General features: G+C 58.1%; 18 protein-coding genes. 5 read left to right on the plus strand and 13 right to left on the minus strand.

What is annotated here, in order from left to right; genetic code table 11:
- Nucleotide 1: 1 nt before the first annotated feature.
- The 4 genes from livG to livK are packed head-to-tail and all read right to left on the minus strand — an operon-like array spanning nt 2 to nt 4,122.
- The gene (livG, locus tag ACSVHP_RS13975) at nt 2-769 is read right to left on the minus strand and encodes a high-affinity branched-chain amino acid ABC transporter ATP-binding protein LivG (protein WP_008500101.1); all 768 of its coding nucleotides are present in this window, start codon (nt 767-769) and stop codon (nt 2-4) included.
- Nucleotides 766-2,043 carry a high-affinity branched-chain amino acid ABC transporter permease LivM gene (locus ACSVHP_RS13980; RefSeq protein ID WP_447552199.1) on the minus strand — a complete coding sequence of 426 codons (1,278 nt, stop codon included), beginning with the start codon at nt 2,041-2,043 and terminating at the stop codon, nt 766-768. Before ACSVHP_RS13980 ends, livG begins: the two co-directional genes overlap by 4 nt.
- Complete coding sequence (gene livH, locus ACSVHP_RS13985) at nt 2,040-2,966, minus strand: high-affinity branched-chain amino acid ABC transporter permease LivH (RefSeq protein ID WP_047646901.1); 927 nt, start codon at nt 2,964-2,966, stop codon at nt 2,040-2,042. Before livH ends, ACSVHP_RS13980 begins: the two co-directional genes overlap by 4 nt.
- Before the next feature lie 46 nt (nt 2,967-3,012).
- The gene (gene livK / locus ACSVHP_RS13990; RefSeq protein ID WP_417313869.1) at nt 3,013-4,122 is read right to left on the minus strand and encodes a high-affinity branched-chain amino acid ABC transporter substrate-binding protein LivK; all 1,110 of its coding nucleotides are present in this window, start codon (nt 4,120-4,122) and stop codon (nt 3,013-3,015) included.
- 418 nt (nt 4,123-4,540) lie between these two features.
- Between livK and panM the strand changes: the two genes are divergently transcribed.
- Nucleotides 4,541-4,930 carry an aspartate 1-decarboxylase autocleavage activator PanM gene (gene panM / locus ACSVHP_RS13995; protein ID WP_447552200.1) on the plus strand — a complete coding sequence of 130 codons (390 nt, stop codon included), beginning with the start codon at nt 4,541-4,543 and terminating at the stop codon, nt 4,928-4,930.
- 116 nt (nt 4,931-5,046) lie between these two features.
- Here panM and livJ read toward each other — a convergent pair whose 3' ends face one another.
- The 6 genes from livJ to ftsY all read right to left on the minus strand — a co-directional run bounded on the left by livJ (nt 5,047) and on the right by ftsY (nt 12,041).
- Nucleotides 5,047-6,147 (minus strand): branched chain amino acid ABC transporter substrate-binding protein LivJ, encoded by a 1,101-nt coding sequence (gene livJ / locus ACSVHP_RS14000; protein ID WP_234675733.1) that lies wholly within the window; start codon nt 6,145-6,147, stop codon nt 5,047-5,049.
- A 197-nt stretch (nt 6,148-6,344) separates the two neighbouring features.
- Nucleotides 6,345-7,610: a 4-aminobutyrate--2-oxoglutarate transaminase gene (locus ACSVHP_RS14005; protein WP_447552201.1), complete on the minus strand. Its 1,266-nt coding sequence runs from the start codon at nt 7,608-7,610 to the stop codon at nt 6,345-6,347.
- A 135-nt stretch (nt 7,611-7,745) separates the two neighbouring features.
- Nucleotides 7,746-8,603: an RNA polymerase sigma factor RpoH gene (gene rpoH, locus ACSVHP_RS14010; RefSeq protein ID WP_028017959.1), complete on the minus strand. Its 858-nt coding sequence runs from the start codon at nt 8,601-8,603 to the stop codon at nt 7,746-7,748.
- A gap of 255 nt (nt 8,604-8,858) precedes the next feature.
- Nucleotides 8,859-9,914 carry a permease-like cell division protein FtsX gene (ftsX, locus tag ACSVHP_RS14015; protein WP_417313866.1) on the minus strand — a complete coding sequence of 352 codons (1,056 nt, stop codon included), beginning with the start codon at nt 9,912-9,914 and terminating at the stop codon, nt 8,859-8,861.
- On the minus strand, nt 9,907-10,572 hold the full coding sequence (gene ftsE / locus ACSVHP_RS14020) for a cell division ATP-binding protein FtsE (RefSeq protein WP_234675737.1): 666 nt from the start codon (nt 10,570-10,572) through the stop codon (nt 9,907-9,909). Before ftsE ends, ftsX begins: the two co-directional genes overlap by 8 nt.
- Before the next feature lie 2 nt (nt 10,573-10,574).
- The gene (ftsY, locus tag ACSVHP_RS14025) at nt 10,575-12,041 is read right to left on the minus strand and encodes a signal recognition particle-docking protein FtsY (protein ID WP_447552202.1); all 1,467 of its coding nucleotides are present in this window, start codon (nt 12,039-12,041) and stop codon (nt 10,575-10,577) included.
- Nucleotides 12,042-12,168: 127 nt separating this feature from the next.
- Here ftsY and rsmD point away from each other — a divergent pair, with 127 nt between their 5' ends.
- On the plus strand, nt 12,169-12,768 hold the full coding sequence (gene rsmD, locus ACSVHP_RS14030) for a 16S rRNA (guanine(966)-N(2))-methyltransferase (protein ID WP_447552203.1): 600 nt from the start codon (nt 12,169-12,171) through the stop codon (nt 12,766-12,768).
- Nucleotides 12,752-13,033, plus strand: a complete 282-nt coding sequence (locus ACSVHP_RS14035; RefSeq protein ID WP_417314039.1) for a DUF1145 family protein — start codon at nt 12,752-12,754, stop codon at nt 13,031-13,033. Before rsmD ends, ACSVHP_RS14035 begins: the two co-directional genes overlap by 17 nt.
- 83 nt (nt 13,034-13,116) lie before the next feature.
- On the opposite strand, the gene ACSVHP_RS14040 is transcribed toward ACSVHP_RS14035, so the two are convergent.
- The gene (locus ACSVHP_RS14040) at nt 13,117-13,476 is read right to left on the minus strand and encodes a DUF2500 domain-containing protein (protein ID WP_447552204.1); all 360 of its coding nucleotides are present in this window, start codon (nt 13,474-13,476) and stop codon (nt 13,117-13,119) included.
- 129 nt (nt 13,477-13,605) lie between these two features.
- On the opposite strand from ACSVHP_RS14040, the gene ACSVHP_RS14045 reads away from it, so the two are divergent.
- Nucleotides 13,606-14,232, plus strand: coding sequence for a lysoplasmalogenase (locus ACSVHP_RS14045; protein WP_234675745.1), 627 nt, complete (start codon nt 13,606-13,608; stop codon nt 14,230-14,232).
- Nucleotides 14,233-14,308: 76 nt separating this feature from the next.
- Nucleotides 14,309-16,480 (plus strand): Zn(II)/Cd(II)/Pb(II) translocating P-type ATPase ZntA, encoded by a 2,172-nt coding sequence (zntA, locus tag ACSVHP_RS14050; protein ID WP_447552205.1) that lies wholly within the window; start codon nt 14,309-14,311, stop codon nt 16,478-16,480.
- Nucleotides 16,481-16,550: 70 nt separating this feature from the next.
- Here the strand turns inward: zntA and ACSVHP_RS14055 are convergent, their stop codons facing one another.
- Complete coding sequence (locus ACSVHP_RS14055; RefSeq protein ID WP_447552206.1) at nt 16,551-17,837, minus strand: TRAP transporter large permease; 1,287 nt, start codon at nt 17,835-17,837, stop codon at nt 16,551-16,553.
- 10 nt (nt 17,838-17,847) lie between these two features.
- Entirely contained in the window at nt 17,848-18,357 is a 510-nt protein-coding gene (locus ACSVHP_RS14060) for a TRAP transporter small permease (protein ID WP_234675329.1), read from the minus strand.
- Between the last annotated feature and the right edge of the window lie 2 nt (nt 18,358-18,359).

Below are 18,359 nucleotides of genomic sequence, written 5' to 3' on the forward strand. Positions count from 1 at the left end.
CTTATGCCTCACCAAGGTATGCGCGGATCACGTCCGGGTTGTTGCGGATCTCTTCCGGCGTCCCGTTTGCCAGCGGCGTGCCCTGGTTTACCACGTAGATACGGTCAGAAATGCCCATCACCAGCTTCATGTCGTGCTCAATCAGCAGAATGGTGGTGTCGTGATGATCGCGCAGCTCGGCAATCAGCTCGTCCAGCTCTTTGGTCTCTTTCGGGTTTAGGCCGGCAGCGGGTTCGTCGAGCATCAGGATTTCCGGCTGGGTGACCATGCAGCGCACGATCTCCAGACGGCGCTGATCGCCGTAGGCCAGGTTGCTCGCCTGACGGTTGGCGTGCTGGAGCAGGCCGATACGGTCCAGCCAGGTGGCGGCGCGGTCGAGCGCTTCATCCTGCGCGCGGCGGAAGGCCGGGGTTTTCAGCAGGCCGGAGAACAGCCCGGTTTTGAGCTGCTGATGCTGTGCCACCAGCAGGTTCTCAATCACCGTCATCTCGCGGAACAGGCGTACGTGCTGGAAGGTACGCACCACGCCCATGCGGGCAATCTGCTGGCCCGGTAAGCCTTCAAGATGCTGGTCGCGTAGCATGATAGTGCCGCCCGTCGGCTTGTAGAAGCCGGTCAGGCAGTTAAAGACCGTGGTTTTCCCCGCGCCGTTCGGGCCAATCAGGGAGACAATCTCTTTCTTGTGCAGATCCAGATTTACGTTGTTGACCGCCAGCAGGCCGCCAAAACGCATCATCAGGCCGTTAACGGATAATAATGGCTGGCTCATGCCTGCTCTCCTTTTGCCTGGGTGCGTTTCAGCTTCAGCTGTGGGCGGGTCATCGGCAGCAAGCCCTGCGGACGCCAGATCATCATCAGCACCATCAAACCGCCCAGCATCAGCATGCTGTACTCGTTGAAGTCACGCATCAGCTCGCGCGACACCACCAGCAGGATGGCGGCAAGGATAACGGCAAACTGCGAGCCCATCCCCCCCAGCACCACAATCGCCAGCACAAAGGCGGATTCGGCAAAGGTGAAGGATTCCGGGCTGACAAAGCCCTGACGCGCGGCGAACAGCGTCCCGGCGAAACCGGCAAACGCGGCGCTGATGGTAAACGCGGTCAGCTTGATGCGGGTCGGGTTCAGGCCCAGGGAGCGGCAGGCGATTTCGTCTTCACGCAGCGCTTCCCACGCGCGGCCCAGCGGCATCCGCAGCAGTCGGTTGATCACAAACAGGGTAATCACCACCAGCAGCAGCGCCACCAGATAGAGCCAGATCACGCGGTCGGACGGGTCGTACTTCACGCCGAAGAAGTTGCTGAAGGTATCCCAGCCGCCCTCACGGGCGCTGCGGCTGAACTCCAGGCCGAAGAAGGTCGGTTTCGGGATCTGGCTGATGCCGTTCGGGCCGCCGGTCACTTCGGTGTTGTTCAACAGCAGAATACGCACGATTTCGCCGAAGCCTAAGGTCACAATCGCCAGATAGTCACCGCGCAGGCGCAGCACCGGGAAGCCGAGCAGGAAGCCCGCAGCGGCAGAGACCAGCCCCGCCAGCGGCAGGCAGGTCCAGAAGCCGAGGCCGTAATAGTGGTTCAGCAGCGCGAAGGTGTAGGCACCAATAGCGTAAAAACCGCCGTAGCCCAGCACCAGCAGGCCAGACAGCCCGACCACCACGTTCAGGCCGAGGCCCAGAATCACGTAGATCATGGTCAGGGTGGCGATATCCACCGTGCCGCGCGACACCATAAACGGCCACGCTACCGCAACCACCAGCAGCGCCACGAGGAACAGCTTCTGCTTCACGGTTGAGCCGTCGATCGCCGGTAAGACGAACTTCGGCCCGGAAACGTTTTTAAGCGTCTTCTGGAACACAGGGCGGATCAGCTGGAACAGGAACACCACTGCTGTGCCGATAAAGACCCACTGCCAGCGGATATCCGGCGCGGTGTTAACCACCAGCTTTGTGCCATCGAGCCCTAACTGGACGCCCATAAAGACGCCCGCGAGGATGAAGAACATGGCGGCAGAGAGCAGCGCCATTGCAAAATGCATCGGTTTCATACTTTCTCTACCTCCGGACGGCCCAGAATACCGGTAGGCATGACCAGCAGCACCAGAATCAACAGGGCGAACGACACCACGTCTTTGTATTCGGTACTGAGATACGCCGAGGAGAGCGCTTCCGCCACGCCGAGGATCAGCCCGCCAATCATCGCGCCCGGAATACTGCCGATACCGCCCAGTACCGCTGCGGTGAAGGCCTTCATCCCGGCCATAAAGCCGATGTACGGGTTGATTACGCCGTAGAACTGACCGAGCAGGACACCTGCGACCGCAGCCATGGCGGCGCCGATCACGAAGGTCAGCGCAATCACGCGGTCGGTGTTAATCCCAAGCAGGCTCGCCATTTTGAGGTCTTCCGCGCAGGCACGGCAGGCGCGCCCCATGCGGGAGTAACGGATGAACAGCGTCAGCGCCAGCATCGCGATGAAGGTCACGACCCAGATAACCAGCTGCATGGTGGTGATGGTGGCCGCGAAGTTTTCGCTCGCCCCCACAATCCACTGGCCGTTAAACAGGCTTGGCAGCGCCACGTCGCGCGACCCTTCGGTCAGGCTGACGTAGTTTTGCAGGAAAATAGACATCCCGATGGCGGAGATGAGCGCGATCAGGCGCTTGGAGCTGCGCACCGGCCGATAGGCGACGCGTTCGATGCTCCAGCCGTAGGCGCTGGCAATCACAATCGCACCGACAAACCCGGCGGCGACCAGCAGCCAGCTGCTGTCGATGCCCATCATCATCAGCGCGGCGATAATCATAAAGGAGACATAGCTGCCGATCATGTAGACCTCGCCGTGGGCGAAGTTGATCATGCCGATAATGCCGTAAACCATCGTGTAGCCGATGGCGATCAGCGCGTAGGTGCTTCCCAGCGTGACGCCGTTAAACATCTGCTGCAAGAAATAGAGAAACTGCTCGGACATATGCAAACCTTTTTATACCCGCCCGGCGCACCGGGCGGTGGGATAATTATTTGGCGACCGAGGATGAACCGTCGGCGTGCCACTTAAAGACACCAAATTCAAATCCCTTCAGATCGCCTTTCTCATCCCAGTTCAGCGGCCCAATCACGGTGTTCGCCCCGTGTGCTTTTAAATCTTTCACAATATCCAGCGGCTCTTTGCTGCCGGTGCGCTCCAGCGCGGTCGCCAGAGACTGCACCGCCGCGTAGGTGATCCAGACGTACGGACCGCTCGGATCTTTCTTCTGCGCCTTAAGCGCATCCACGATAGCTTTGTTCGCCGGATCCTGGTCATAGCGTTTTGGCATTGTTACCAGCATCCCTTCCGCCGCATCGCCCGCGATGTTGGACAGGGAGGCATTGCCCACGCCCTCTGGCCCCATAAACTGGGTTTTCAGGCCGGTGGCGCGCGCCTGACGCAGCATCTGGCCCATTTCCGGGTAGTAGCCGCCGTAGTAGACGAAGTCGATATTCTCTTTTTGCAGACGGGCGATCAGCGCGGAGAAGTCTTTCTCGCCTGCGGTAATGCCGTCAAAGAAGACGATGTTCGCGCCGCCTTTTTTCAGGCCGTCCTGCACGGAGCGCGCCAGGCCTTCGCCGTACTGCTGCTTGTCATGAATAATGGCAATGCGCTGTGGCTTGACGTTGTCGAGGATGAATTTCGCGGCGGTAGGGCCCTGAGAGGAGTCCAGCCCGGCGGTACGCATGATGTGCTCATAGCCGCGCTGGGTCAGTTCCGGGTTAGTCGCGCCCGGGGTGATCATCAGAATGCCTTCGTCTTCGTAGATATCCGACGCGGGCTGGGTGGACGATGAGCACAGATGGCCGATCACGTACTGGATGCCATCGTTAACAATTTTGTTGGCGACCGCGACGGCCTGTTTAGGATCGCAGGCGTCGTCATACTCCACGCCCACCAGCTTGTCGCCTTTGATCCCGCCTTTGGCATTGATGTCTTTGATTGCCTGACGCGCGCCGTTGAACTCCATATCGCCCCACTGGGCAACCGGACCGGACATTGCGCCTACAACCGCAACCTTAATATCTTCCGCCATAGCTGCCTGCGAAATCGCCAGTGCAACCATTCCCGCGATTAATGCTTTCGCGTTCCGTTTCATCTCTGAATCCCCATTCGTGATGTTTATATTTTGTTTTATTATGGTTAAAAAGCATTCTGTACTTTTAATGAACAACGCTATTTTTACCAGTGCCTTTAATGATTTAGCGCAGTCTTTTTACAAAAACCAGACTAAAATCTCTATTTTTCAGGCGATTAAGCAAAGATAATATTCTGAATTCTGGCAGAGATAAACAAATAAAAGCGCAGTTGGCAGCATAAAATAACGGTACAAAGCGCCGAATAAATCACTACCTTTCAGGTAAAAATCCTGCTTATTTTTCGATCCATGTGTTTTCAGACTGCACATCGCCCTGTCAAAAAACTAATCACCTGGCAAATGGATTAAAAAGAGAAAGCCGCTGGTGGAATAAATTGAGTACACTGCCCCTACTCTTTTTGATTTGGACATGTAGCTAATGAAACTGACAATCGTCCGTCTGGTGACCTTTAGCGACCAGGATCATATCGACCTGGGCAAGATCTGGCCGGAATACTCCTCTTCGTCGCTGGCCGTCGACGAGAATCACCGCATTTACGCCGCCCGCTTTAACGAGCGTCTGCTGGCCGCCGTGCGCGTCACCCTGAGCGGTACGCAGGGCGCGCTGGACTCGCTGCGCGTGCGTGACGTGACCCGCCGTCGCGGCGTCGGGCAGTATTTGATTGAAGAAGTGATACGTGAAAACCCGAGCGTGACCGCCTGGTGGATGGCCGACGTGGGCGTAGAAGATCGCGGCGTGATGGCGGCGTTTATGCAGGCGTTAGGGTTTACGGCGCAGACGAACGGGTGGGAAAAACGCCAGGGTTGATTTGTGCGGCCTGATGCCCTCACCCCGGCCCTCTCCCACGGGGAGAGGGAGAACACCGGACAATCCCCTCTCCCTGTGGGAGAGGGTTAGGGTGAGGGCATCAACCTGCACCAGAATTATTTGGCGTCAGTCGCCGTACCGTTAGCATGCCAGTCAAACACGCCGAACTCGAAGCCCTTCAGATCGCCCTTCTCGTCCCATGACAGCGGCCCCATCACGGTTTCCACGGAGTTCGCCTTCAGGTATTTCGCGATTTCAGCCGGGTCGGCCGACTGGTTCAGGCCCGCCTGCAAGGATTGCAGCGCCGCGTAGGTGGTCCAGACGAACGCGCCGCTTGGATCCTGTTTCTTCGCCTTGATGGCGTCTACGATCGGTTTGTTCGCCGGAACCTGGTCATAGTTCTTCGGCTTGGTCACCAGCAGCCCTTCGGCAGACTCGCCCGCGATGTTAGACAGGGAAACGTTCGCCACGCCTTCTGGTCCCATAAACTGGGTTTTCAGACCAGCCGCACGCGCCTGGCGCAGGATCTGACCCATTTCCGGGTGGTAGCCGCCGTAGTAAACGAAATCGATATTCTCTTTCTTCAGACGCGCCACCAGCGTGGAGAAGTCTTTCTCACCGGCGGTGATACCGTCGAAGAAGACCACGTCAGCCTTCGCTTTTTTCAGGTTGTCCTGCACGGAGCGTGCCAGACCCTCGCCGTACTGCTGTTTGTCATGCACGATAGCGATGCGCTTCGGCTTCACTTTGTCGACAATGTATTTCGCAGCGGTCGGGCCCTGATCGGAATCCAGACCGGTGGTGCGGAGGATCAGCTTGTAGCCACGCGCGGTCAGCTCCGGTGCGGTCGCCGCCGGGGTGATCATCAGAATACCTTCGTCTTCGTAGATGTCAGACGCAGGCTGAGTAGAGGAGGAGCACAGGTGGCCGATAACGTACTTAATGCCGTCGTTAACCACTTTGTTCGCAACCGCAACCGCCTGTTTCGGGTCGCAGGCATCATCATATTTTACGATTTGCAGCTTTTCGCCTTTAATACCGCCCTTCGCATTAATGTCTGCAACCGCCTGTTCTGCTCCCGTAAATTCCTGGTCGCCGTACTGGGCTACCGGGCCGGACATTGCGCCGACGACGGCGACTTTGATATCTGCCTGCGCCACGGAGCTAAATGCCAACGCGATACATCCTGCCAGTAACGCTTTACCCTTCATGTTCATCCTGAGAATCCCCATTGTTATGGTTATAACGATTGTTGTGATGTTGTTGTGTAGCGCTTTATTTCAATTATAGGTATGCCGCCCGCGCTTTTTCAGCACACTCTGCTAAAACATACCCCATTTTTATGATTTTGGAATAGCAAATTTGAAATGAATATATGATAAGCCCGGCCACGGTTCAGGCCGGGCGTTGGGCTTTATCGAGTCAGCGAGGCAGAAATAATATCCAGCGCCTGGCGGAACTGCGCTTCGGGGATGGTGAGCGGATAAAGGAAGCGGATCACGTTGCCGTATACGCCGCAGCTCAGCAGCAGCAGCCCTTCCTGCAACGCGCGCTCCTGCACCTGGCGGGTAAATTCCGGCGACGGTTGCCCGGTGTCGGGATCGTTAAACTCTACCGCCACCATTGAGCCCTGCGAGCGAATATCAGCGATATACGGGCAATCCGCTTTCGCTTTGTTAAGCACCTCGACCAGATGATGACCCAGATGCGCCGAGCGGGTGCAGAGATCTTCTTCCTCAATCACGTCCAGCACCGCGTGGGCGGCGGCAATCGCCAGCGGGTTACCAGCGTAAGTCCCGCCCAGACCGCCCGGCGCGGGCGCATCCATCACCTCTGCCCGGCCCGAGACCGCCGACAGCGGCATTCCGCCCGCCAGGCTTTTCGCCATGGTGATCAGATCGGGCTTCACGCAGTGGTGCTCCATTGAGAACAGTTTCCCGGTGCGGGCAAAGCCGGACTGCACTTCATCGGCAATCAGCAGAATGCCGTGGGTATCACACAGCGCGCGCAGCGCCTGCATAAAATCAGCGGGGGCGACGTTGAAACCGCCCTCGCCCTGAACAGGTTCAAGAATGATGGCCGCCACCTGATCCGGGGCGATATCGGCCTTGAAGATGCGCTCGACGCTTTTAATCGCATCCTGAGAGCTCACGCCGTACAGCGTATTGGGGTATTGCGCGTGGTAGACCGAGCCAGGGAACGGGCCGAAGCCGATTTTATACGGCGCGACTTTGCCGGTGAGCGCCATGGTCATAAAGGTACGGCCGTGGAACGCGCCGCCGAAGGTGATAAGGCCGGGGCGTTTGGTATAGGAGCGGGCAATTTTTACCGCGTTTTCGACCGCTTCGGCCCCCGTTGAGAAGAAGGCCGTTTTGGCCGGGCCATCAATCGGCACGCGTTCGTTGATGCGTTCAGCGAGCGCGACGTAGCCTTCGTACGGGACGATTTGATACGCGGTATGGGTAAAGGCGTGGAGTTGTTTTTCGATGGCGGCGATAACTTTTGGATGGCGATGTCCGGTGTTCAGCACGGCGATCCCGGCGGCAAAATCGATGACCTCATTGCCTTCAACATCCCACAGCGTAGCGTTTTCGGCTTTGTCGGCATAGAAGTTACACATCACGCCGATACCGCGCGGCGTCGCCTGCAAACGCCGGTCGTTCAGTTCTTTATTTTTCACCCTGTCCCCCTGAGACATTCACATGCTTAGCGCATCAGTAAGTGTTTGCCAGAGGGTGAAAATTCGCCAGATCGGGCGCTAAAAAAACAAAAACCCCCGAATTTTCATTCGAGGGTTATCGGTACTTCGCAGAAATTACGCTTCGATAGCGGCGCGAAGTTTTTTCATGGCGTTTTTCTCAAGCTGACGAACACGTTCAGCGGAGACACCGTAGCGGTCAGCCAGTTCCTGGAGGGTGGACTTGTTGTCTTCGTCCAGCCAGCGGGCACGGATAATATCCTGGCTACGCTCGTCGAGGCCTTCCATCGCATGAGTCAGCTTGTTCGCGGCCTGGTCTTCCCAGTTGTCCTCTTCGATGCCGTCGGCAAAGTTAGAGGTTTTATCCTGCAAGTACAGGACCGGCGCCATTGGCTGGCTGTCAGATGCGTCGTCGTCGGAAGACATGTCAAAGGTCATGTCCTGCGCGGCCATTCGGGATTCCATCTCACGCACGTCTTTGCTGGAAACGCCCAGCTCGCGCGCCACCATTTCAACTTCATCCTGATTGAACCAGCCCAGACGCTGCTTGGTTTTACGCAGGTTGAAGAACAGTTTACGCTGCGCTTTTGTCGTGGCGACCTTCACGATACGCCAGTTACGCAGAACGTATTCATGAATTTCGGCTTTGATCCAGTGTACGGCGAAGGAAACCAGTCGCACACCCACTTCCGGGTTGAAGCGACGTACAGCCTTCATCAGACCGATGTTACCTTCCTGAATCAAGTCTGCCTGCGGCAGGCCGTAGCCCGCATAATTACGAGCAACGTGAACAACAAAGCGCAGGTGAGACAGGATCAGCGTTTTAGCTGCTTCCAGATCGCCCTGGTAATGCAGCTTTTCAGCAAGCTCCTTTTCTTCCTCGGCCGTTAACATCGGCCAGGTGTTCGCAGCCCGGATGTAAGATTCCAGGTTACCAACAGGGGCTAAAGCTAAAGTTTGCATTTCTTTGGTCATTCATTCCTCTCAATTTGGTCTCTTCTGGCCCAGGTTATCCCCATCAGGCAACAACCATGCCAAAGCGTTTGAGCAACGAGAATAGCATTCACTCTTTTATCAGACAGTGATTTTATCCACAAGTTCCAGTGCAACGCGTGAATAAATTACGCACAAAATGTGACATGGAGATGATAGTGCGGGGGAAGAGAAAACAGGGACTCTTTCCCTGCAAGCGAACAGCTCGGTGCAGGGAAAGATTATACCACGCTTTTATTATTCGGGAGTAAAGTGACGTAAATGTTGCACCGTCGCCAGCCACGCGGCGATCCACCCAATCATCGAGCAGACCAGCAGCAGTAACAGGCACTCATCGAAGCCTAAGCCACTGATATCAAATCGCGTGCCGAAAACCTGCGCCACTTCGGTGACGGCAGACGAGAGCCGCAGCACCAAAATTTCTGACAATATCAATGAAAGAAATGCACCAGAAAAACCTAATAACGCGCCGCCGTAAAGGAACGGGCGGAGGATAAATCCATCCGTCGCACCAATCAGTTTTTGCACGTTAATGGTATCGCGACGGGCAAAGATGCTCAGGCGCACGCTGTTACCGATGACGAGGAACACCGCCGCCACCATCAACACGCCGATCATTGCCGACACGCGCCCTACCAGCCCGGTCAGCGCCGCCAGACGCGCAAACCAGCTGTCGTCCATGCGCACTTCATCGATGCCTTTGATGCGGGTAATGCGGTCACGCAGCGTGTTGAGCGCTTCGGTGCCCTGGAAATCGAGCTTCGGATTGACCACCGCCACCGCAGGCAGCGGGTTCTCTTCCAGCATATCCAGCGCACCGCCAAAGCCTGACCAGTTGCGGAACTCGCCCAGCGCCTCTTCACGGGAGAGATAGTTAACCTTATCGACCCCCTGCTCGGCCTGAAGCTGCCCCACCACCTGCGCGGCGGCGTCATCGTCGAGCGCTTTGTCGAGATAGACGGTGATTTGCGGCGAAGGATAGTACTGCGAAGCCGCCTGGTTTACGTTCTTATAGACCATGTAGCACACGCTCGGCAGCGTGAGGGAGATGGCGATCACCATCACCGTCAGGAAGGTCGCCAGCGGTTTGCTTTTCAGATCCTGCAACGCGCCGTGGAAGGCGTAGCGCACCTGCTCGTTGAAAACGTTGGTTTTACGCGAATTCGGTTTAGGCGCCGCCTTCGCGCGCTTCGGCGTATTGCGGTTATCACCGCCGCCACCCTGCGGTTTACGGAAACGGTCAAAACGGTTTCCGAACTGCCGGATTTGATTCATTGCGTCACGCTTATTCACCCAGGCCTCCGTGCAAATGACCGTCGCTCAGCGTCAGCATACGGTATGAACGACGGGAGATAAGCCCCATGTCGTGCGTTGCCATCAATACCGTTACCCCTACGCGGTTGAACTCCTCAAACAGACGCAAAATCCCTTCGGACAGGGCATCGTCGAGGTTACCGGTAGGTTCATCCGCCAGCAGAACGGCGGGTTTGTTCACCACCGCACGGGCAATGCCCACGCGCTGCTGTTCACCGCCGGAAAGCTGGATCGGGAAGTTCTTCGCTTTGTCCAGCAGCCCGACCTTATCCAGCGCCGCCGATACGCGGCGGCGAATGTCATCATAGCTGGCACCGGCGATAATCAGCGGGATCGCCACGTTATCGAAGACGGTGCGATCCATCAGCAAATGGTGATCCTGGAAAATCATGCCGATCTGGCGACGCAGGAACGGCACCTCACGGTTTTTCAGACGGCTGATGTCGTGGCCGCTGAAGAAGATTTTCCCGGCGCTTGGCCGTTCGATCCCACAGATAAGCTTGAGCAGGGTACTTTTCCCCGCGCCGGAATGGCCGGTCAGGAATGCCATCTCGCCTGGCTGCAAGTGGAACGTTACCCCTTGCAGCGCTTGTCTCCCACCGAGATAGGCCTTGCTGACGTGTTCAAAGCGAATCATTGTTAATCCTCTCGGGCAAAAAGTGCCTCAATAAAGTCGTCCGATTTAAACGGACGTAAATCCTCAATACGCTCGCCCACACCGATATAACGGATAGGAATGCCGAACTGGTCGGCCACGGAGAAGATCACCCCGCCTTTGGCGGTGCCGTCCAGCTTGGTCAGCGTGATCCCGGTCAGTCCTACCGCTTCATGGAACAGCTTCGCCTGGCTAATGGCGTTCTGCCCGGTGCTGGCATCGATAGTCAGCATAATTTCATGCGGTGCGTCTTCGTCCAGCTTCTTCATCACGCGGACGATTTTCTTCAATTCTTCCATCAGGTGCGATTTGTTCTGCAAACGCCCTGCGGTATCGGCAATCAGCACATCCACGTTACGCGCTTTGGCCGCCTGGATAGCGTCAAAGATAACCGAGGCGGAATCCGCGCCGGTATGCTGCGCAATCACCGGGATGTCGTTGCGCTGGCCCCAGACCTGCAACTGCTCAACCGCCGCCGCACGGAAGGTGTCACCCGCCGCCAGCATCACCGATTTGCCCTGCTGCTCGAACTGACGCGCCAGCTTGCCGATAGTGGTGGTTTTACCCACGCCGTTCACGCCAACCATCAGAATAACAAATGGCGTTTTGCCTTCAATATTAAGCGGTTCGTCAACTTTTGCGAGAATTTCGCCCATCTCATCTTTCAGCAAACCGTACAGCGCTTCGGCGTCGCGCAGCTGTTTGCGGCTCGCCCCTTCGGTCAGGCTGGTGATGATTTTACGGGTCGTTTCAACGCCAACGTCGGCAATCAGCAGCTGCTCCTCCAGCTCTTCAAAGAGATCATCGTCGATCTTCTTGCCGCGGAACAGACTGATAAATCCGGAACCTAAGTTCTCTTTGGTTTTAAGCAGGCTGCGTTTCAGGCGCGCGAAGAAGCCCTCTTTGGTCGGCTTTTCCTGCTCCTGGGCAATCTCTTCAACCGGCTCGTCTTCTTCCGCAACCGGCACCACGATCGCCGCCTCTTCAGCGGCCTCTGCCGCCAGCGCCTGCGCTTCAAGCTCCTCGTCGGTGAGTTCCGGCTCGCGTTCCGCCTCTTCTTCTACCGCTTCAACAATTTCCACGGTTTCCGCTTCAGCCTGCCACTCTTCGGCAGAGACCTCTTCGACCTTCACCTCTTCCGGCAGCGGCAGCGCTTCGTGTTCAATCACCGCCTGCGGCGCTTCGGTAACGGGTTCAATCACAACGGGTTCTGGCTTTTCGCTCTCCTGAACCTGCTCGGTGACCTCAACCACCTCTTCAGCAAAGGATTCAATCTCTTCTTTGCTGTGGACGGGTTCTTCTGCCTCTACACTCGCGGCGGTTTCAACAGGCGTTTCAGGTGGCGTTTGCTCCTCAACGGCCTGTTGCTCTTCGGTTTTCTGTTCTGTTTCTTGCTCTTTTTCACCGAAGCCCAGCCAGGAAAAGAAGCCACGTTTTTTTTGTTTTGCCATCTGCGACTACACTCCTCGCGGCGCTATATACATGGAAGCTAAAAAAATGATGAAATAGTCTAACACTTTACTTAATTGACATCACCGCCCGCAATCGCAGGCCAATTGTTAACAGAGCTTTCCTGAAATGAAAAAAACCAACCGCCAGGCCGGACAAATTCGTATTATCGGCGGCCAGTGGCGAGGCCGGAAATTGCCGGTGCCGGATAGCCCCGGCTTGCGCCCAACGACCGACCGCGTAAGAGAAACGCTGTTTAACTGGCTCGCCCCTTCTATGGTAGATGCCCGTTGCCTGGACTGCTTCGCCGGAAGCGGAGCTTTAGGTCTGGAAGCCCTTTCCCGCTACGCCGCCAGCGCTACCCTGCTGGAGATGGATCGCAGCGTGTCCCAGCAGCTTCAGCAGAATCTGGCTACCCTGAAAGCGACGAACGCGAAAGTGGTGAACACCAACAGCCTCGCGTTTCTGGCGCAGCCGGGCACGGCGCACGACGTGGTGTTTGTCGATCCGCCGTTTCGTAAGGGGCTGCTGGAAGAGACTCTGGCGCTGCTGGAAAATAACGGCTGGCTGGCGGATGGCGCGCAAATTTACGTAGAAAGCGAAGTCGAAAACGGTTTACCGCCCGTGCCTGCGCACTGGGATTTGCACCGAGAAAAGGTGGCAGGCCAGGTGGCCTATCGTCTGTATCACCGACACGCACAAGGAGAATCCGATGCCGGTACTGATTAATCTGGGCCGTTTACTGATGCTGGGCGTCTGGGCGTTTCTGCTGCTGAACCTGGTCCACCCGTTCCCGCGCCCGATGAATATTTTCGTCAACGTGGCGCTGATTTTTACCTCGTTTATGCACGCGTTGCAGATGGTGATGCTGAAAAACGGCCTGCCGAAGGACGGCCCGCAGATGACAGGCTGGCAGCAGCTGCGGGTGTTTATTTTCGGCGTGTTTGAACTGCTGGTATGGATGAAGAAGTTTAAGGCGCAGGCGAACAAGTAAGGTGCGCGCTATCGCCCGGTGGCGCTTTCGCTTACCGGGCCTACAAAACCCCGTAGGCCGGGCAAACGCAGTGCCGCCCGGCGTTACTGCTCCGCCCTGAATCCTTCAAACCGCGTCCCTTTGTAGCTTAGCGTCCCTTTCTCCCCCACGGTCAGCTGATGATACTGCTGCGCCTCCAGGCGGAACGTCATCTCCAGCCCGCCGCCCTGTGGTCGGAAGCTCGCCTCATAGCGCATCACGGTGCCCGCGGGCGTTACCTGCTGCTGGCGCGAACGGCGGTCGTTGAGCGCTTTCTCACGTTTGTTGGTCACCACGACCTGTTTCTGGAGCAGCGGCGCGGCGTCGTTGTCGGCCTTTTCCCGGCGCTGCTGAACAAAACGAAACGACGCGGCGATAACAATAATCGCCACCACCACAATGAAAAAAAGCGGCATCTTGCTCATTCTTAAATCCCATCAGATTATGCGGAATTCAGGATACCTTGCCTTATCCGTCATTGCCAAACGCCCGCCCGCGTCACTACACTGAATCAGAAACTGATTATTCAGTCTTAACAGATACAGGGAGTTAATATGCTTTGGTCATTTATCGCTGTCTGTTTGTCCGCGTGGCTCTTCGTCGATGCATCTTATCGCGGGCCTGCGTGGCAGCGCTGGTTATTTAAACCCGTCACACTGCTTCTCCTGCTTCTGCTCGCCTGGCAGGCACCGATGTTTAACGCCATCAGCTATCTGGTGCTCGCGGGCCTGTGCGCGTCGCTGATTGGTGATGCCTTAACCCTGCTTCCGCGCCAGCGGTTGCTCTACGCCGTGGGTGCCTTCTTCCTGTCGCACCTGCTTTATACCCTATATTTTGCCAGCCAGATGACGCTCTCTTTCTTCTGGCCATTGCCGCTGGTGCTGCTGGCGATTGGCGCGCTGCTGATCGCGGTGATCTGGACGCGGCTTGAAGAGATGCGCTGGCCCATCTGTACCTTTATCGCCATGACGCTGGTGATGGTGTGGCTGGCGGGCGAACTGTGGTTCTTCCGCCCAACGTCGACGGCGATGTCCGCCTTCTTCGGCGCCGCGCTGCTGCTGATCGGCAATATTGTCTGGCTGGGCAGCCATTATCGCCGCCGTTTCCGGGCAGATAACGCCATTGCGGCGGCCTGCTACTTCGCCGGACACTTCCTGATTGTGCGTTCCCTGTACATCTAAATAACGCTTGACTCTGGAGTCGACTCCAGAGTGTATGCTGCGGCTAATGAGAAAATTATCATTACCGGAGACTACCATGTCGACGCCAGAGACAAGCAAAAAAGTGCCGCAATTTTCGGCACTTAAACTCACTCCCGAGCCTGCAAAAGACGCCTGCTGCTGCGAAGGCGCGTGCGAAACGCAAACTCAACCGCTGCCCGAAAGCGGCACTCGCTATAGCTGGGTGGTTAACGGCATGGACTGCGCCGCCTGCGCCCGCAAGGTGGAAAACGCGGTCAAACAGGTGCCGGGCGTGAGCCACGTTCAGGTGCTGTTCGCCACGGAAAAACTGCTGGTCAGCGCCGAAACCGACATCAGTAAACAGGTTGAAACCGCCGTCAGCAAGGCGGGCTATTCCCTGCGAAGCGAAGCGGCGCCTGCGCAAACATCCTCACCTCTTAAAGAAAACCTGCCCCTGATCGCGCTTATTGTGATGATGGCGATTAGCTGGGGGCTGGAGCAGTTCAACCATCCTCTCGGCAATCTGGCCTTTATCGCCACCACGCTGGTCGGGCTGTTCCCGATTGCGCGTCAGGCCCTGCAGCTGATGAAAAGCGGAAGCTGGTTCGCCATTGAAACCCTAATGAGCGTGGCCGCCATTGGCGCGCTGTTTATCGGCGCGACGGCGGAGGCGGCGATGGTGCTGCTGCTGTTCCTGATTGGCGAGCGCCTTGAGGGCTGGGCCGCAAGCCGCGCGCGTAAGGGCGTTAGCGCGCTGATGGCGCTCAAGCCTGAAACCGCCACGCAGGTGGTGAACGGCGAACGTAAGACCGTGGCCATCAGCGCCCTGCGCCCGGGGCATGTGATTGAGGTCTCCGCGGGCGGGCGTCTGCCTGCCGACGGGATGCTTATCTCCATCACGGCCAGCTTCGACGAAAGCGCCCTGACCGGGGAGTCGATTCCGGTCGAGCGCGCGGCGGGTGAAAAAGTGCCTGCGGGCGCCACCAGCGTTGACCGTCTGGTGCAGCTGACGGTGCTCTCCGAGCCGGGCGATAGCGCCATTGACCGCATTCTGAAGCTTATTGAAGAAGCCGAAGAGCGCCGCGCGCCCGTCGAGCGTTTTATCGACCGCTTCAGCCGTATCTACACGCCCGCCATTATGCTGGTGGCGCTGCTGGTGGCCCTCGTTCCGCCGCTGCTGTTTGGCGCGCCGTGGGAGGGGTGGATCTACAAGGGGCTGACGCTGCTGCTGATTGGCTGCCCGTGTGCGCTGGTGATTTCAACGCCTGCGGCCATTACCTCTGGCCTTGCCGCCGCCGCCCGTCGCGGGGCGCTGATTAAAGGCGGTGCCGCGCTGGAGCAGCTGAGCCAGGTTCAGCAGGTCGCGTTCGATAAAACCGGGACGCTGACCGTGGGTAAACCGCAGGTGACCGGAATTTATCCGCAGGATATGAGCGAAGACGCGCTGCTGGCGCTGGCCGCGGCGGTAGAGCAAGGCTCGACGCACCCGCTGGCGCAGGCGATTGTGCGTGAAGCGCAGTCGCGGGGATTAACGATCCCGGCGGCAAGCGCACAGCGTGCGCTGGTTGGCTCCGGGATCGAGGCCGTCGTCGAGGGGACGAAGGTCGTGATTGTCGCGGCGGGTCACTCCCCTGCCGCACAGGTTCATGCGCTGGAGCAGGCCGGACAGACGGTGGTGAGCGTGATGCAGGACGGCGTGGCGAAGGGCGTGCTGGCCCTGCGCGATACGCTGCGCGAGGATGCGAAAGAGGCGGTCGCCGCGCTGCATGAACTCGGCGTTCAGGGCGTTATTCTGACCGGGGACAATCCGCGCGCGGCGGCGGCGATTGCGGGCGAGCTGGGGCTGGAGTTCCGGGCCGGGCTGCTGCCTGCGGACAAGGTCAGCGCGGTGACGGAGCTGAACGCCCGTGCGCCGCTGGCGATGGTCGGCGACGGCATTAACGATGCCCCGGCGATGAAGGCGTCCACCATCGGGATTGCGATGGGCAGCGGCACGGACGTGGCGCTGGAAACCGCCGATGCGGCGCTGACGCACAACCGCCTGACCGGGCTGGCGCAGATGATTGGCCTGGCACGCGCGACCCGCGCCAATATCCGGCAGAACATTGGTATTGCGCTGGGTCTGAAGGGCATTTTCCTGGTGACGACGCTGCTTGGCATCACCGGGCTGTGGCTGGCGGTGCTGGCGGATACCGGGGCAACGGTGCTGGTGACCGCGAACGCGTTGCGATTGTTGCGTAAGAACTAAAAAGTGGGGGTGCGGCCTGATGCCCTCACCCCGGCCCTCTCCCACAGGGAGAGGGAGAAAACCCAACGCCTCACTGCATCCCTAACACCCCCGGCAGCCACAGCGATATCGCCGGAATGTACGTCACCATCCCCAGTATCAGCAGCAGCATGCCGTAAAACGGCAGCATCGCCCGCACCACGTGTTCGATCTTCTGCTTGCTCACCGCGCTTGCCACGAACAGCACCGATCCCACCGGCGGCGTGATCAGCCCGATCCCCAGATTCACCATCATGATCATCCCGAAATGCACCGGGTCGATCCCCAGCGAGTTGGTCACCGGCAGCAGCACCGGCGTCAGGATCAGTATGATCGGTGCCATGTCCATCAGCGTGCCGATCAGCAGCAGCATGACGTTGAGGTACATCAGGATCACGTACTTGTTATCCGAGAGCGAGGTGAAGAACTCGGTGATGCGTGACGGAAGCTGCATATAGGTCATCACCGCGCCAAACGCCGCCGCAAAGCCAATCAGTATCATGACAATGGTGACCGTTTTCACCGTCCGGCACATCAGCTTCGGCAGCTCGCTCCACTTGTAGTCGCGGTAGATAAACATGGTGACGAAGAACGCCCACAGGCAGGCCACGGCGGCGGATTCGGTTGCGGTAAAGATCCCGGACAAAATCCCGCCGAGGATAATCACCACCGTCATCAGCCCCCACAGCGCGTCCAGCATGGTTTTCAGCGCCTGCTTAAACGGAATTTTTTCCCCTTTCGGGTAGCCGCGCTTATGCGCAAAGCATAAGCACAGCACCATCAGCCCCATGCCCAGCAGCAGCCCCGGCAGGATCCCCGCGATAAACAGCGTGGCGATAGAGACCGTGCCCCCCGCCGCCAGCGAGTAAATCACCGAGTTGTGGCTCGGCGGGATCAAAATCGCCTGCACCGATCCGCTCGCGGTCACCGCCGCCGCGTATTCGCGCGGATAGCCCTTCTTCTCCATCTCCGGGATCATCACGCTGCCGATCGAGGCCGTATCCGCCACCGACGAGCCGGAAATCGCGCCGAAAAAGGTCGAGGCCACGATGTTCACCAGCGACAGGCCGCCGCGAATAAAGCCGACAAAAATATAGGCAAAGTTCACCAGCCGGCGGGCGATGCCCCCTTCAGCCATGATCGCCCCGGCGAGGATAAAGAACGGGATCGCCAGCAGGGTAAATTTGTTCACCCCGCTGGTGATCTGGATCATCAGCGCCTCCAGCGGCAAATCGATCCACAGCGCCCCGGCGACGGCGCTCAGGCCGACGGCGAAGGCGACCGGCATTCCCAGCGCCAGCAAAATGGCGAGGGTGAATAACAAAATAAACGCATCCATTGTTCACCCCTTAACCGTGGTTGCCGATGAGCACAACAGGACGATTTTCCTGCGAGCCAAACAGCAGACGTTCGATAACAAACAGGATCAGGATCGCCGATCCGACCGGCAGCGGCAGATAGCTCTCGCCGGAGGTCAGGATCGGGAACTCCGCCACCGGCTGCTCCCAGAGATCGGCGCACAGCCAGAAGCTGTACCAGAACATGATCAGCGAAATCAGCAGCATCAGCAGATCCACCACCCGGGCGCACAGGGTTTTGAGCATGTCCGGCAGCCGGTCGGTAAGCATGTTGACCGCGATATGCGACCCGGCACGGTACCCCACCGCCGCGCCGATAAAGGTAAAGGTCACCATGCAGATAATGGCGATCGGCTCCGGCCAGGATTCCCCGCGGTTGAGCACGTAGCGCGAGAAGATGCCAATCGGGATCACGATGGTCATCAGCAGCAGCGAGAAGCCCGCCACGGTCATGGCGAGCAGGTACAGGCGGTCCATCCACTTCAGGTAGAGTTCGGACATAC

The sequence above is a fragment of the Enterobacter sp. 186315 genome (assembly GCF_053290175.1).